General features: G+C 44.7%; 11 protein-coding genes and 1 tRNA gene. 10 read left to right on the top strand and 2 right to left on the bottom strand.

What is annotated here, in order from left to right:
- Window positions 1-7: 7 nt before the first annotated feature.
- Together MHN30_RS09195 and MHN30_RS09200 are read left to right on the top strand one after the other, a co-directional pair.
- Window positions 8-3,124: an efflux RND transporter permease subunit gene (locus MHN30_RS09195; RefSeq protein WP_239359312.1), complete on the top strand. Its 3,117-nt coding sequence runs from the start codon at window positions 8-10 to the stop codon at window positions 3,122-3,124.
- 161 nt (window positions 3,125-3,285) lie between these two features.
- On the top strand, window positions 3,286-4,167 hold the full coding sequence (locus MHN30_RS09200) for a patatin family protein (RefSeq protein WP_095729389.1): 882 nt from the start codon (window positions 3,286-3,288) through the stop codon (window positions 4,165-4,167).
- Between the two features lie 42 nt (window positions 4,168-4,209).
- Here MHN30_RS09200 and MHN30_RS09205 read toward each other — a convergent pair whose 3' ends face one another.
- On the bottom strand, window positions 4,210-5,040 hold the full coding sequence (locus tag MHN30_RS09205) for a S1-like domain-containing RNA-binding protein (protein ID WP_010379092.1): 831 nt from the start codon (window positions 5,038-5,040) through the stop codon (window positions 4,210-4,212).
- 2 nt (window positions 5,041-5,042) lie between these two features.
- Window positions 5,043-6,374 carry a DEAD/DEAH box helicase gene (locus tag MHN30_RS09210; protein ID WP_045988801.1) on the bottom strand — a complete coding sequence of 444 codons (1,332 nt, stop codon included), beginning with the start codon at window positions 6,372-6,374 and terminating at the stop codon, window positions 5,043-5,045.
- A gap of 208 nt (window positions 6,375-6,582) precedes the next feature.
- On the opposite strand from MHN30_RS09210, the gene MHN30_RS09215 reads away from it, so the two are divergent.
- The 8 genes from MHN30_RS09215 to MHN30_RS09250 all read left to right on the top strand — a co-directional run bounded on the left by MHN30_RS09215 (window position 6,583) and on the right by MHN30_RS09250 (window position 15,927).
- Window positions 6,583-7,566 (top strand): rhodanese-related sulfurtransferase, encoded by a 984-nt coding sequence (locus MHN30_RS09215; protein ID WP_010379088.1) that lies wholly within the window; start codon window positions 6,583-6,585, stop codon window positions 7,564-7,566.
- A gap of 304 nt (window positions 7,567-7,870) precedes the next feature.
- Complete coding sequence (locus MHN30_RS09220) at window positions 7,871-9,253, top strand: NAD-dependent succinate-semialdehyde dehydrogenase (protein WP_010604801.1); 1,383 nt, start codon at window positions 7,871-7,873, stop codon at window positions 9,251-9,253.
- Window positions 9,254-9,360: 107 nt separating this feature from the next.
- Window positions 9,361-10,371: an L-threonylcarbamoyladenylate synthase gene (locus MHN30_RS09225; protein ID WP_239359314.1), complete on the top strand. Its 1,011-nt coding sequence runs from the start codon at window positions 9,361-9,363 to the stop codon at window positions 10,369-10,371.
- A gap of 198 nt (window positions 10,372-10,569) precedes the next feature.
- Window positions 10,570-11,607 (top strand): efflux RND transporter periplasmic adaptor subunit, encoded by a 1,038-nt coding sequence (locus MHN30_RS09230; RefSeq protein WP_239359316.1) that lies wholly within the window; start codon window positions 10,570-10,572, stop codon window positions 11,605-11,607.
- A 45-nt stretch (window positions 11,608-11,652) separates the two neighbouring features.
- Window positions 11,653-14,703 carry an efflux RND transporter permease subunit gene (locus MHN30_RS09235; RefSeq protein ID WP_171039521.1) on the top strand — a complete coding sequence of 1,017 codons (3,051 nt, stop codon included), beginning with the start codon at window positions 11,653-11,655 and terminating at the stop codon, window positions 14,701-14,703.
- A 234-nt stretch (window positions 14,704-14,937) separates the two neighbouring features.
- Window positions 14,938-15,309 (top strand): hypothetical protein, encoded by a 372-nt coding sequence (locus MHN30_RS09240; protein ID WP_010379077.1) that lies wholly within the window; start codon window positions 14,938-14,940, stop codon window positions 15,307-15,309.
- 90 nt (window positions 15,310-15,399) lie between these two features.
- Window positions 15,400-15,490, top strand: a tRNA-Ser gene (locus tag MHN30_RS09245).
- Between the two features lie 53 nt (window positions 15,491-15,543).
- A complete protein-coding gene (locus MHN30_RS09250; protein WP_010604797.1) occupies window positions 15,544-15,927 on the top strand; it encodes a hypothetical protein in 384 nt (127 codons plus the stop codon).
- The last annotated feature ends 47 nt before the right edge of the window (window positions 15,928-15,974 follow it).

Consider the following 15,974-nt stretch of genomic DNA (forward strand, 5'->3'; position numbering starts at 1 on the left):
GCGGGTGATGTTAAGAGCCAGTGTAAATCACGCCATTTTAGTTGCAGTAACGGTATTGATCTGTTCGATATTGGGTATTGTTGCCGCGTTTAAAATTCCAGTGCAAATGATCCCAGATCTTGAAGTAAGAACCATCACTGTGGTGACCAATTGGCCCGGTGCCACGCCACAAGATGTTGAAAAAGAGATACTTATAGAGCAAGAAAGGTATCTTCGCTCACTTGCGAATCTAACTCGCATGTCAAGTTATGCCAATACCGGTGAGGCAGAGATAGAGCTTGAGTTTCCATTTGGTGTCGACGTCAACGAAGCGCTCATAAACGTGAGTAATGCGTTATCTCAGGTGCCAAATTATCCTGAAAACGTTGACCAGCCGGTGTTATACAGCAGCGCGTTTTCGAGCAATGCCTTTATGTTTTTTAATCTAAAGCCGCAACCGGGAAATCCACTCAATCTTGATATTGATATGCTTCGCGATTATGCCGAAGACTTTATTCGTCCAGAAATGGAAAGAGTCAGTGGAGTATCTCAGGTTGGTGTGCGCGGTGGTGCACTCTATCAAGTACAAATTTTGGTAGATCAAGAACAATTAGCGAGCCGTGGAATTAGCTTAGTTGACGTTAGAAATGCAATACGCAGCCGTAACCAAGATGCCTCTGCCGGCGATATAGACAGTGGTAAACGCCGTTATTTACTGCGTATGGTCGGCCGCTTTGAGTCAGCTAAAGCGCTAGAAGAGCTGGTAGTCAGTCACCGTGAGGGCACCACAATTAAGCTCAAAGACATCGCTCAGGTAAAGCTTGATCATTATGAAGTGCGCGACATTGCCTATAACAATGGCGAGCGAGCCTTAATGCTCTCGGTGAGACGGGAAAGCGGTTCTAACGTGATGGCGATTAAAGAAGAAATGATGGAGGTAGTGGCTCGCATCAACCGTGACATGCTCGCAGGTAATGGACTACAACTGACGCTATTGAGCGATGATGTTCGTTACGTTAAAGGATCAGTTGAAAATGTTTGGACGAATTTAGCGCTAGGTGCGTTGCTTGCGACTCTGGTGATGTTTTGGTTTTTAAAGAGCCCACGCTCTACCTTTATTGGTGTGATGGGCGTGCCAATTTGTACCATCGCGGCATTTTTGGGTCTGTTGCTATTTGACAGAACGATCAACGTGATTTCCCTCGCCGGCGTTGCGTTCGCCATTGGCATGACGGTTGATAACACCATTGTTGTACTTGAGAACATAGAGCAAGCCAGACGCCGAGGTCTCGACAAACTTCAAGCTGCTATTACCGGTGTTCAAGAGGTATGGCCTGCGGTGCTTGCTTCAACCCTGACCACAGTGTTGGTATTCGCACCTATTTTGTTTATTCAGCAAGAAGCCGGGCAGCTTTATTCCGACGTCGCAATTGCGATTTCTGCTGCAATCATCGCTTCTATGTTGGTGGCCTTGTTTGTGGTGCCTGCGGCAAATGCAAATTTTGCCTGTAAGGAGATCTCCAGTGGCATGTTGTCTACGCCTAAACTGCCAACGTTTATTCCGGCGATGTTATCAAGTCCACGTGCTCGCATAGTGTGTATTGTATTCGGTAGTGTGTTGTTACTCGGTGGTGCGTGGTTATTTATGCCTAAAGCCGAATATTTGCCGGAGGGAGAGGAGCCAAAAGCGTTCTCTATGATGATAGCGCCTCCGGGCTATAACCTCAGCCATATGCAAAAAATTGGTGATGAACTACTTCCTTATTTAAACAAGCATTTGGAAAACGATGACAGCGATTTTGTATCAGGTAAAACGTCGTTGCCACCTTTAAAGTATTATTCGATGTCTGTTGGTGTTGGTAGCATTTGGCTATTGAGTGAACCATACAACCGTGAATACATCGATGAAATGATGGAGGCAATCACGACCAAGTTTAGAAGCTACCCAGGAATGCGCGCATTTTCTTCGAGAGGCTCGATTATCTCAAGTAATGATGGTGGTTCAAGAGCGGTGGCTTTGGATATTAGCGGTACAGATCAAACGGCGCTCTACCGGGCGGCAGATGCAGTGTACCGGTTAGCGGGGGAAGTCTTTGAGAATCCACAAGTGGATTCTGCGCCATCTTCTCTGACACTCGACCAACCGCTAATAGAGATTCAACCAAGATGGCAACGGTTAGCTGAAGTGGGTATGAGTGCTGACGAACTCGGCTATACGGTCGCAGCCTTGAGTGACGGCGCCTATGTTGACGAGTTGATCTTAGACGATGACAAAGTAGACGTCTTTTTATTTTCTGAGTCGGGTAATCAGCAAAGTCTTTCGCAATTAGCGCAATCTCCGGTTGTGACCAAAGCAGGACTGATCCCGCTGAGCGCTTTGGCCGATCTACGAGAAAAAGCAGACAGTGATAGTTTGCGTCGAGTTGATGGTCGCAGAACCGTGACTGTATATATTATTCCGCCAAGAAATGTTGCGCTAGAGGAAGCGCAGGAATTAGTAAGAACGGAATTATTACCGCAGCTTCAGAGGCAGGGCGATCTGCTTCCTGGTGTCAATGTGAGTATCGGTGGTGCTGCCGATCAACTAGACAAAACCAAAGAAGCGCTGGGCAGTAATTTTATCGTTGCTTTAGCGCTGTGTTATCTACTACTTGTCGCAATCTTCAAGCATTGGGGCTATCCGCTATTTATTATGGCAACAGTGCCGCTTGGCATGGCAGGGGGCTTACTTGGACTAATTGCTATTAATGGCATTGGTAGCATAACAGGCACTTTCCACCAGCCTTTTGACATGATCACTATGCTTGGCTTTTTAATTTTGTTAGGGACTGTGGTGAATAATCCTATTCTGATTGTCGATCAAAGCCGCAGAAACCTTGAGAGTACCGCGATGAGTGTTTACGAGGCGGTGATCTCAGCGTTACAAACGCGATTAAAACCGATTGTGATGTCAACGATGACAACCCTATGCGGTCTTGCGCCATTGGTGTTTATTCCAGGAGAAGGATCTGAGCTTTATCGAGGCGTTGGCATGATAGTGCTTTGTGGTATTGCTATGGCAACTATCGTCACACTCACCATTTTACCCGCGCTATTAGTCAGCTTTTTAAAACGGCCGGTAGAGAGTTCCGTAAGCAAACTCTAACCATATATTAATCACGCTGTGTATATTACGAATGCCTTGCTTGAACTTTTCCGTTCAGCAGGGCATTTTTATTGTTAAGTGTTATGAAAGCTTGAATTTAACGGTTTTTGCCCACAGTAAAATAAGATGCGTACAGGTTTATATAATAAAAAGAGCACAACATGACAACTAACATACGCTCTGCAATTATCGCTGAGGGCGGAGGTCAAAAAGGCATTTTTACAGCGGGCGTGCTTGATGCTTTTCTTGAGAAAAAATTTACGCCTTTTGATTTAAAAGTGGGTGTCTCAGCGGGCGCACAAAACCTCGCAGCTTATTGCGCTCGCGCCAGTCAATATGCGCAAACCGCTATCGAATCACTTACAACGGAGCAGCAGTTTTTCCGTCCCGCGCGATTTTTTACCGGTGGTAATGTCATTGACTTGGATTGGTATTTTCAACAAGTAGAGCACAGCGGAAAAGTACGGTTTCCAACTGAGCCCAATCACCTCACGCCGGAAAGTAACTTTTATGCGGTTGCAAGTCACTTAGACTCGCTTGAGCCACATTATTTGCATACGTGGCACGATAACATGTTTACCCATTTAAAGGCTTCTAGTGCAATCCCTTTTTTATATCGACCAGGCGTTAAAGTTGCGGGTCACGGCATGATGGATGGCGGCGTGGCCGATCCTTTACCCGTGCGCTGGGCACACAGCCAAGGGGCAAAGACGATTTGGGTGATCAGAACCATTGAGGCACATGACGATGGCAAAATGCCAGTGCTTGAGCGTTTAAAGCCAATCATGCGGCGGGTTAATCAATCTCCTCGAATGTTTGAAATGTATCATCACTATCAAAGTCGTTATGCCGATGCGGTTAACTTTATGAATTCACCACCAGAAGATGTTAACGTCATTCAAATAGCGCCCAATAGACCACTGGAATCTATGATTTTAGGCTCAAGCCCTGAGACCTTAAAGTCTGATTATAAACTGGGGTTTGAACTTGGATTAAAAGCGGTAGATAAATGGCGTGATATGCTTGAAGTAAGTGTAATGTAACTAGCAAGCCTCAGGTTGAGACTTGCTAAGTATTGTGTGCGTTTAAGACTTGCGAATTGAAATAGAAGTCGCTTCGATATCAATTCGGCCATCTTTAAATAAACCACCGATGGCTTTTTTAAAGTTAGCTTTAGAGGTAGAGAAAGTGCGCTTGATAGCGTCAGGATCTGACTTATCGCCCAGCGGTAAATAACCGCCACTTTCCTCAAGCTTGCTATAAATAATTTCCGCAAGGTCTTTAACCTTACCAATACCTGGCTTTTCTAACACGATATCAATCTTATCTTCGTCATGAACCGCTTTTACAAAGCCCTTCATGCGCTGACCAATATACATACGCTTAAATACATCATTGAAAAAGACCAATCCAAAGTGTTTTTCATTGACGATCACTTTATAGCCAAGATCGGTTTTTGCAGCGACGATTAGATCTACTTCTTCGAATTTCTCGTACTCGGCTTTTGATTTACTTAAAAACTTACCCAGCGCACTAGACGCACAAATACGCTTACTGGCGTTGTCTAGGTAAAGCCTAACCAAATAGCTATAGCCGTCGCGCATTTTCGGCTTTTGTTCATTGAAAGGCGCTAACACGTCTTTTTCAATACCCAAATCCATAAAAGCACCAACCTTATTGATCTCTTTTACGCGAAGCAGGGCAAACTCACCGACTTGTGCAAGTGGCTTTTTGGTTGTTGCCGTTGCGTGTCCCAAGTTATCTAAATAGATAAATACTTCAACAGAGTCACCCTCTTCGGTGTGCTTTGGCACTTCTGCTCGAGGAAGAAACACATCGCCAAGCTCACCACCGTTTAAATAAGCACCTTCCGCGGTAAGCTCTTCAATGGTTAACATTTTGATTTGACCTAACATGATTATTCCTCGTCAGTTTGTGGTTTTGGTTTGCGACGCATCGGCATAGTACCGTCAATATCAATTGGTGGCGGGACCACTTTTCTCGGTTGTGACTTTTTCACCGGCTTTTTCTTAGGTTTACTTGTTTGCTTTGGCGCAGACTCTGCAGAGCGATTTTTACTCTGCTGCGGTTTTTGCTTAAGTCCTTTGAATTTACCAACAAGACCAGGGACTTCTTCAAAACGTAGTGGTTCATCAAGATAGTTTTTGATTGCCACATAGCTATCCCAATCTTTAGGACCAACAAATGAAACAGCAGTGCCTTTAAACCCAGCACGCCCTGTACGACCGATACGGTGGACATATTCTTCTGCCTGCTTAGGCAAGTCAAAATTCATAACATGAGTAACAGAGAGCAAATCGAGACCACGAGAGGCAACGTCTGTGGTAACCAGCACTTTATAGATCCCACGGCTGAAGCTTTCCATGATGTCTAACCGCTTATTTTGTGGCATATCGCCCGACAACGATACCGCTTTAATCGACATCTCATTTAGCAGTTTGCTTAATCGGTCTGTGTCGCCACGGGTTGCGGTAAAGATAATGCACTGTCCTACGTCATCTTGTGTGATGAAGTGCTTAAGCAGTGCTTCTTTATGATCTAAATGATCGGCAAAGTAGAGCGCTTGCTTTATGTCTTCATGCTGCTGGTGGGCATTGCTCAACATAATACGCTTTGGCGATTTAAGTAATTGACGTGACGATGCTTCAACTTGGGTATGGTCTAGTGTGGCTGAAAATAGCAGCGTTTGTCTTTGGCGGTGATCTGCAGAGTCATTAATGACGTCTAACTGTTTTTCAAAGCCAAGGTCAAACATACGATCTGCTTCATCAAAAATAAGCAGTTCAAGACCGCCTAAAAATAATGAGCGATTTTCAACGTGATCGGCAATACGACCAGGAGTACCCACCACAAAATGCGGGTCGCGGCGTAGCGCTTTTACCTGATCATTGTAGTTTTCACCACCCAAAATCTTACAGACTTGAATATTAGTGCCAGCACACAGTGCACGACACTCAGAGAACACTTGAGTCGCGAGTTCACGAGTTGGGGCTACGATAACAACGCGAGGATCGCGTTTGCTCAGCGCTTTTTGTTTCATTACACGCTGTACGGCAGGCAGCAAGAAGGCTAGGGTTTTGCCAGAGCCTGTTTTAGACTGCGCAAAAACATCGTGGCCAGCTAGAGCCGTTGGGATGGCATGCGCTTGGATCTCGGTCGGTTCCGTGATCCCTTGGTGAGCCAGTTGTTGTTCTAGGCGCGTATCTATCCCAAGTTCAGTGAATCTCAAGTCAATTTCTCCAAGTCTTGAATTTTAAAAACACGCGATTATACCAAAGCATAGACGCTATCGGATATAGAATTTGTGTTTTTTGCATTTTAATCAAAAATCCGTAAAATACGCGCCTCAGCGCCGGGTTTGCGACTCGGTTTTCGTGCTTTACACATCGTCATGCTTAATGTGTAAGCTAATCAAAGCTTAAATCTAGGAAAATACAATGTCAGAACAATACGTTGTTTGTGCTATGTACAAGTTTGTCTCTTTACCTAACTACCAAGAGATCAGGCAGCCACTTCACGATGTGATGGAAGCGAATGAAGTTCGCGGTACGTTATTACTTGCCGAAGAAGGCATTAACGGTACCGTTGCTGGTAAACGTGAAGGTATTGATGCGCTACTTACATGGTTAGACAAACAACCGGGCCTTGATAACATCGTTTATAAAGAGTCGTTCGATGAAACGTGCCCTTTCTACCGCACTAAAGTAAAGCTTAAGAAAGAAATCGTGACCATGGGTGTGCAAGGTATCAACCCTAAAGAAGTGGTTGGTACGTACGTAAAACCACAAGATTGGAACGCACTGATTTCAGATCCTGACGTTGTGCTCGTTGATACGCGTAACGACTATGAAATCGAGATCGGTACGTTTAAAAATGCCATCGATCCTAAAACCAAGACTTTCCGTGAATTCCCTGAGTGGGCACAAAATAACTTAAACCCAGAAAAACACAAAAAAGTGGCGATGTTCTGTACTGGCGGGATCCGCTGTGAAAAATCGACAGCGTATATGAAAGAGCAAGGCTTCGAAGAAGTTTATCACTTGGAAGGCGGTATTCTTAAATACTTAGAAGACGTGCCAAAAGAAGAAACCATGTGGGAAGGCGAGTGCTTTGTGTTTGATAACCGTGTTGCGGTCGATCATGATTTAAACAAAGGGTCTTATGATCAATGCCATGCTTGTCGTATGCCAATCACGGAAGCAGAGAAACAACTCGAAGAATATATGGAAGGGGTGTCTTGTCACCACTGCCACAAAGACTTAACAGAAGAGCAAGTTGCACGATTTGCTGAGCGTCAAAAGCAAATTGAACTGGCGAAGCTACGCGGCGAAGGTCATATCGGCCATGAAGCACAGGATGCTATTCGTAAGCGTAAAGAAGAAAAGCTAGCGCAAAAAGAAGCGCAACGTCAAAAGCGCTAAAGATGCAATGTACTAAGAATACATAACAAAGGGACTAGTTGGTCCCTTTTCTCTGCTAAACCTTTCACTGCCAGCTATTTGTGCAAGCGCCATTCGCTCTGCAAACTTTTCATGTTAGGTGTGTAGCCTTTTCTAATTCCCGTTTTCAAAATCTTCGAAATCTAACCCTGAAATTAAATTAATTCATAATAATCAATGGGATATCTTTTTATTTTTAGATTGGTGTCTTCCTTGCTTATTCAAAGGTTATCGCTGTAAATCTAAAAATTGATTTTCGCCGTTAAATTTTTGAAGGAGCTTTATGATGTCAAATACGGTAACCACAATTAATCCTGCGACAGAGCAACCCGTTAATGAATATACGTTAATGAGCTTGGACGAGGCGCAAAAGTCGGTGGATTTAGCCAATGACTGTTATTCATTTTGGAAGAAAACCACATTTACACAACGAGCACAAAAGCTAAACAGACTTGCTGACTTAATTGAGCAAAATAAATCCAAGTTAGTCTCACTGATGACCGAGGAAATGGGCAAAGTGACGGAGCAGGGCGAGCAGGAAGTCTCCTTGTGTGCTGAAATTTGCCGATATACCGCTGAGCATGGCGAAAAAGAATTACAGGATGAACATCGGGTATTTGAGCAGGGACACGCCATTATTACTTATCAACCAATAGGCGTGATCTTAGGAATACAACCTTGGAACTTTCCGCTTTATCAGGTTATCAGATACAGTGTTTCGAACGTGATGGCGGGTAATACCACGGTAATGAAACATGCCTCAAATGTATTTGGCATGGCTAAATTAATTGAAGAATTATATTTAGAGGCGGGTTTTCCAAAAGGTTGCTACCAATCACTATTAATTGATGGTGAGACAGCAAGCGAGTTGATAAAGAATCCATATATTCGCGGTGTTACGTTTACCGGAAGCGATAAAGTAGGTAAACAAGTTGCAAAGCAGGCGGCTGAGCTTTCTAAGAAAACCGTCCTAGAACTTGGCAGTAACGATGCCTTTGTGGTGCTGGCAGACGCTGATATTAATAAAGCGGTGTCCGCGTGTATTCAAGGTCGTATTGTCAACAATGGTGAAACCTGCGTTGCAGCAAAGCGCTTTATTATCGTTGATGAGATTTATGATCAATTTAGAGAGGCTTTTGTGGCTGGCTTTAAGCAGCTTAAGGTGGGAGACCCAACCGCAGCAGACACCGACTTAGGTCCTATGGCGCGTAAAGATTTACGTGATGAATTACACCAACAAGTTGAAGCGTCCGTTAAGGCGGGAGCGACTTGTCCACTTGGAGGAGAAATTCCAAAGCAACAGGGGTTTTATTATCCAGTCACCATTTTGGAAGACGTTAAACCCGGTATGCCGGCTTATGATGATGAACTATTTGGCCCTGTGGCGTCGCTAATTCGTGTGCATGATGAGGCTGAGGCGATGATGGTAGCCAATGATTCACGCTATGGTTTAGGTGGTGGCATTTTTTCTGAAGACACACAACGTGCAACAGAGCTTGCTATTAAGGAGTTTGATACTGGCATGGTGAATATTAATGGCTATTCGTTGGCACAACCAAATTTGCCGTTTGGTGGTGTTAAAGACAGTGGTTATGGTAGAGAGCATGGTGGCTTTGGGATCAAAGAGTTTGTTAACGTGAAAACCGTGATGGTCGCAAGCGCTGAATAACGCTAACCGCTCCTGATGTTAGCTTTTACGCTGGAGCCAGTAATACTGGCTCTTTGCATTTTAAATTGGTTATAATTCGCGTCCATTTTTTACAGCGAGAAAGACACGTGGGCGAAGCAAGCTTAACTACCTTACATTTATTGGCAACTGATCCGAGCGCTGTGGCGCAAGCGGCTGAACTTGCACGTGATGGTCACCTTGTTGCGGTTCCTACAGAAACCGTTTACGGCTTAGCAGCAGATGCAAGGCAACCCGATGCGGTAAAAAAAATCTTTGCAGCAAAAGGACGCCCAGCTGATCACCCGCTAATCGTACATCTCGCAGACAAGTCTTTGGTCACTGAGTGGGTGGAAACATTGCCAGACTATTTTGACGCTTTAGCAGATGCTTTTTGGCCAGGACCACTGACGATCGTTGCCAAAAAGCAAGCACATGTGAGCGATGTAGTCACAGGCGGCCACCCAACCGTGGGTATACGTGTGCCAAATCACCCTGCAATGCTAGCATTATTACAGCACATTAACTCCGGGCTTGCTGCGCCTTCTGCTAATCCTTATAAAAAAATTAGTCCAACCACCGCCGAACAAGTATTGTTTGGATTGTCGGGAAAAATAGCAGCTGTGTTAGACGGCGGCCCATGTGAAGTGGGACTTGAGTCTACTATTGTCGATATATCTTCAGCCACACCGAGGATCTTGCGAGCAGGCCCTATTACTAAAGCTGCACTTGAAGCGGTGCTCAATATTGAAGTGGATGAGCCTGATGTACACACTGTAGCCGTCCCTGGTAACGTAAAAGCCCATTACCAACCAAGCAAGCCACTTACCCTGTTGTCAACGGAAGAGTTAGCTGCTCGCCTATGCGGCCAGTGCGAAGCGAATACCGGTGTGTTGTATTATTCATCACAAATTGAGCGAATGATCTCTGAGAATTCAGCAAACAACGAGCTGGTGGATCTTAAACTTGGTGCTGACAAAGCCAAATATGCGCAGGGCCTTTATCACGGGTTACATCAATTGGACCAATCAAGTGCAACCGAGATTTTGTTGGAAGCACCACCAACGGCGCCCGAGTGGCGCGATGTTAACGACAGACTAATGCGCGCGGCCGCACAATAGTCATGATTTGGCGCGGTAGTCTATCGCGCCTCACTTCCCCTCAATCTTTACATAACTTTACCTTACTTTACATGGGCTTATCTTGCCTTTGAAACGCTGCAAGGCATACTGCATCTCATCGCACTTATACTGTGTGTTATCGAATAGTTTATCTTGATGTGAGTGATTAACTGTTACACTCAAATATAGCTAAGAACAATGGAAATTATTAAGGTTAATATGTGTAAAGTAACGCGCTTGGTGGTTTTTACGGCCACTATGCTGATAACCAATGCCGCTTTGGCGAAACCTTCGCAAGTGATTGCAGAGCCTATTCAATTTGAAAGCAGTAGCCAGCAAATTCAGGCTGTAGGTAATGCTGAAGCTATTCAATCGGTTATTTTGTATCCCGCGATTGGTGATAGGGTGACTGCGGTACATTTTAAACCGGGCGATCAGGTTAAAGCGGGTACTTTGCTATTGGAGCTAGACTCACGCCGCCAAAAAGCGGCGCTTGAAGAAGCTAAAATTCGTCTTGCAGATGCGCAGCGCACCGTCGACCGCCTAACTGATAGTCAAAAGCGCGGTGCCGTCCCAATTAATGAATTAGATAAAGCGGTAACGGACAGAGACTTAGCAAAGGTCGCCTTGATCCAAGCTGAGAATGAATTAGAAGACCGCCAAGTGATCGCCCCTTTTTCTGGCGTAATGGGACTCACCGACGTTGAGGTTGGAGATCGCATTACCACCCAAACCGCGATTGCGAGTATCGATAATTTTGATAAGTTGTATGTTCAATTTGCGGCACCGGAATCGGCGTATGGCATGCTTAAATCGACCGATAGCGTGCTGCTGACACCTTGGAATGATAATTCAACACGGATAGACGCAAAGATAGCGCAAATGGACTCTAGAATAGATCCAACAGCCCGCACATTAAAAATCAAAGCCATCTTTGAAAACCGCAATGACCGTTTTTTACCTGGAATGAGCTTTAGAGTATCGCTAACGGTATTAGGTGAAGAGTTTGCCGTTATTCCTGAAGCCGCACTGCTTTGGGGCGCAACAGGTCCTTATGTATGGAAAGAAGTAGATGGCAAAGCTAAGCGTATTGATGTGAAAATCCAACAGCGTTTGCCGGGTAAATTGCTGGTATCAGGCGATTTGGCTGCAAGAGAGTTATTAGTTGTAGAAGGGGTGCAACGTCTTCGTCCTGGGCAAGAAATTGCGGTGACGAATGCACTGGCGAAGGAATAAATCGTGACTAAACCGGAGTTACCACAGTTACAAGATTTACCGTCGATGGCCATTCGTCGTCCGGTATTAATCGTTGTATTAAATTTATTGATTATTATTGCAGGTATTGCAGCTCTTGCCGGCGTTGAAGTTCGTGAACTGCCCGATGTAGATAGGCCGCGTTTAACGGTGTCCGCATCGTTTCCTGGCGGCTCGCCTGAGACTGTCGACACCGAAGTAACGAGTAAGTTAGAAGGGGCTGTCGCGCGTGTCAGTGGTGTAAAAAGCATTCGTGCACAAAGTGAAGAAAATAATGCGAGGATTGTTGTTGAATTTCGTCCGGGCATTAACTTAGATGATGCAGCAAACGAAACACGCGAATCTGTTTCTCGAGTACAGAGAGAGCTACCTGAAGAAGTCGAGCGGGTGTCCATTATTAAAGCGGATAATGACGCAGAAGCCGTGGTGTCTTTAACTGTAAGTAGTGCCTCTTTAACACTAGAAGGATTGACCGAGCGAGTAGAAAAAGACTTAGCGCCGCAGTTTTTGACTATTCCAGGCGTTGCCGATGTGCGCCTGAACGGCGATAGAGAGCGAGTGCTGCGAGTAAGACTTGATCCCTTAAAACTGACAAGCTTTAATCTAACCGTTCCGGATGTTGCTGCGGCGCTTAGACAAGCACCGTTTGATGTACCCGCAGGCAGTTTAAAGTCGGACGACCAACAGCTGATTGTCCGTGCCGATGCCACCTCTGTAACCGCTGAGCAGGTGAGTGATATCATCATTCGTGGTGAGACTCGGGTGGGGGATATTGCCTCTGTGTATTTTGGACCGGCTGATCCTCGCTCTATGGTGAGGCTTGATGGAGAGCCTGTAATTGGGCTTGAGATCATTCGCCAAGCACAGTCCAATACCATTGAAATCTCAGATGAAGTGCTGCAACTCGTTGATAAGATAAAAGTACGCTTTCCAGATCTGGAGCTATTCGTCACCTCCGATGATGCACAGTTTATTCGCTCATCCGTAGATGAAGTCTTGAGCTCTTTGGTGATAACCATATTGCTGGTGGTATTCACACTGTGGGTATTTATTGGCTCGTGGCGTGCGACACTTATTCCTGCTTTTGCGATCCCAGTCGCGCTTATCGGCTCTTTGGCGCTGATCTGGGCGCTTGGCTTCTCTGTTAATATTTTAACCTTGCTAGCACTGGTGTTGGCCACTGGACTTATCGTAGATGATGCGATTGTTGTTAGTGAGAATATTCAGCGTCGTCGTGGCGAAGGGATAGGTCGTCGCGCTGCGGCGGTACTTGGGACAAGAGAAGTCTTCTTTGCTGTAGTTGCGACAACCGCAGTACTTGCTGCGGTATTCGTACCGATTGCCTTTTTACCCTCGACTGCGGGCCGACTGTTCAGGGAGTTTGGTGGCGTGTTAGCTGGTGCCGTGATTATTTCTTCATTTGTGGCACTGTCATTGGTGCCAGCATTAACATCTAAGTTAAAAGTAAAGCAAGATAGCAAAAAGCACCTGTTTTCAAGTGTTGGTGTGAAGCTCGCAGAAATGTATCGCGGTACGATCCACTGGGTACTTGACCATGCATGGCTAACCTTTGGTGTATTTGTGGTTATTGCGAGCTTGTCTGGTGCGCTCTATTCGCAATTGGATAATGAGCTTTTGCCATCTGAAGACAGAGGTAAAATTCGCATTTTCGCAAGAGGGCCTGACGGTGTTGGTCTTAACTTTATGGATAGACAAGCCAAACAAATGGAAGATATTTTATTACCTTTTGTGGAAAGTGGAGAAATAGAGTCTATCTATACGGTTGTTGGTCAGTGGGATCCCAATATCGTGTTCATTACTGTGCCGCTAAAGCATTGGGATGAGCGTCATTTCTCGCAACAGGAAATTATCGATAAGATCAGAGGACCGCTTGGTAATATACCCGGTGCACCTGCTCGTGCCTTTGGTGCAAACAGTTTAAATCTTAGAGGCCAAGGTGGTGGTATCGAGCTTGCGCTACTTGGTAACGACTATTTAGAGATTTTTAAAGCAGCGCAACAATTTGCGGCTTTGGTTGAAAAAGAAATGCCAGACGTAGCTCCAGTGCAAATCTCTTATCAACCCTCGCAACCTCAGCTCCGCGTAAACATTGACCGTCGAAGAGCAGAAGAGCTTGGCGTTAGTTTGAGTGATATCTCAACGACACTTAGGGCGGCCATTAATGGCGATGATGTTGCTGATTTGAATGTTGGCGACCAATCCATACCAATTATGCTGCAGGCTCAAAACCATACCATCAGAGATCCAAGTGATTTGGCTAACCTTTATGTTGGCAGCCGCTCTGGTGCATTGGTTCCGCTAAGTAGCCTTGCCGTTATTGTAGAAGAGGGCGTAGCTGCTGAGCTTGAACGCCATGCTCAGCGTCGTAGTATCGAGCTGGATATGAAACAGCCCGAAGACATGCCTATGGCAGAAGTGGTTGAAAAATTACGAACGCTGGCAGATCAGAGTTTACCTGACAGCGTGACGCTGGCGTTTAAAGGGGAAGCGTTAACCTTTGAAGAAACGGCCAACGAAGTGTTACTTACCTACGTGCTGGCGTTTTTGATTGTGTTGCTCGTACTTGCTGCACAATTTGAAAGTGTAAATAGTGCCGTTGTAGTTATGATCACAGTTCCGTTTGGGATCACCTCCGCCATATTGGCGCTGTATCTTACTGGAACTTCGCTAAACATATATTCGCAAATTGGCTTAGTGATGTTGATTGGCTTAATTGCTAAAAATGCCATTTTATTAGTTGAGTTCGCAGATCAGTTACGTGATAAAGGACGGTCAGTAAGACAAGCCGTTGAAGAAGCTGCGGTGATCCGTTTGCGTCCTATCATGATGACCTTAGTATCTACATTACTCGGTGCTTTACCGTTGATTTTATCGGTTGGCGCAGGCGCTGAGTCGAGAAATGCAATTGGCTGGGTCGTATTTGGCGGTTTAGGATTAGCGGTTTTCTTTACGCTTTACCTCACACCTGTCGTTTATCTCGGTTTAGCGAGATTTACAAAACCGAGGGCGGATGAAACCAAATTATTAGTGGATGAACTTGATAAAGCTGAAAGTTAAATTCCCCGGTTAAAAATAAAGTAAGGTGAGCGCAGCAATAGCTGCGCTTTTTTTATACAGCGATTAATGTTGTGGTAACACATTCTTTGATACTTTTTGTTGAACTTTTCATTATTTAAACTGTCACAACCGATGTGGTTGTTTTATAGCCAGTATGTTTGCTACTCTAAGACAGTAAATCCTGTTTTCTATAACAATAATAAAAATAACAAGCTAATTGAAAGAAGATGTGTCATGGGTAATTTATTTTTAAAAGAACGGGAAAATTGGACCGCTTGGATTATTTGGAGCTTGATAGGATGCACGGCAACCGTTGCATTATCGAGTTATACCAGTGAGATATGGATGGGGCTATTAGCGCCTATCTTGGTATTAGGATTACTAACAACATGGATGAGTTACACCAAGCGATTTGATTTTTCCAGAGCATTCAAAGTGCTCAGTACCGTTGTGTTGTTTTCATCTATTCCGGTTATCATTGAAAAAGTACTGCCTGCAAAAAATGCAGTCATTGGCATGATTGATTCGGGGATAATCGTGATAGCAATGGTTATCGCTAGTTGTATTTTTGCTTACATTGCCAAAAGGCCAAAGCAATATTATTGATTATTCGGCTAATATTTGCGCTTTTGAATGCAAAAATTGAAATAGTGCTTTACAACCGATGGATAACTCCATAAAATGCGCGCCAACAACGGAGAGATGGCTGAGTGGTTGAAAGCACCGGTCTTGAAAACCGGCATACGTTAATAGCGTATCTAGGGTTCAAATCCCTATCTCTCCGCCACCTCATTCCCAAAACCGCCTCCAAATGGCGGTTTTTTTCGTTTGGAGGCGTGTATGTCTGCGGCTAGTAACATGGCAATAATAAAACATAGTTCTATTTGGATTGTATTTAGTTATTTTTATCTTAGTGGTCTAAATATGGCGCTAACGTTGTCGATTGATTCGCAACAAGACCCTGATATCACAATGACGCTGCTGCATGTTTTTTTATTCAATTGCCTTGTTGGTCATCTGATCACTAAATATGAAAAATCTTGGCCAGAAATCGCTAGTGTGGTTATTGCATTATTTGGTGTGGTTGGATTTGGACACTACTTTGTTGGTAGCTTGGGTGAGTACAGTGATGAGCTTAATATTGGTCTTGTATTATTGCTGCCATTTGCAACCTTTGTGATGAAAAAACTCAAACAATATGCCGAAGAGAAAGCCGCTAGTTAGCGGTTTTTTTGTGTCTGACGAATAGCTCGACTGCTTGATAATCAAGC

This window comes from Pseudoalteromonas sp. OF7H-1, from assembly GCF_022347825.1.
GTDB classification, from domain to species: Bacteria; Pseudomonadota; Gammaproteobacteria; order Enterobacterales; family Alteromonadaceae; genus Pseudoalteromonas; species Pseudoalteromonas maricaloris.

Coding starts and splice junctions, on each gene's coding strand:
- MHN30_RS09195 (WP_239359312.1), top strand. CDS start 8: ATGTTAAGAGCCAGTGTAAATCACGCCATTTTAGTTGCAGTAACGGTA.
- MHN30_RS09200 (WP_095729389.1), top strand. CDS start 3,286: ATGACAACTAACATACGCTCTGCAATTATCGCTGAGGGCGGAGGTCAA.
- MHN30_RS09205 (WP_010379092.1), bottom strand. CDS start 5,040: ATGTTAGGTCAAATCAAAATGTTAACCATTGAAGAGCTTACCGCGGAA.
- MHN30_RS09215 (WP_010379088.1), top strand. CDS start 6,583: ATGTCAGAACAATACGTTGTTTGTGCTATGTACAAGTTTGTCTCTTTA.
- MHN30_RS09220 (WP_010604801.1), top strand. CDS start 7,871: ATGTCAAATACGGTAACCACAATTAATCCTGCGACAGAGCAACCCGTT.
- MHN30_RS09230 (WP_239359316.1), top strand. CDS start 10,570: ATGGAAATTATTAAGGTTAATATGTGTAAAGTAACGCGCTTGGTGGTT.
- MHN30_RS09235 (WP_171039521.1), top strand. CDS start 11,653: ATGGCCATTCGTCGTCCGGTATTAATCGTTGTATTAAATTTATTGATT.
- MHN30_RS09240 (WP_010379077.1), top strand. CDS start 14,938: ATGGGTAATTTATTTTTAAAAGAACGGGAAAATTGGACCGCTTGGATT.
- MHN30_RS09250 (WP_010604797.1), top strand. CDS start 15,544: ATGTCTGCGGCTAGTAACATGGCAATAATAAAACATAGTTCTATTTGG.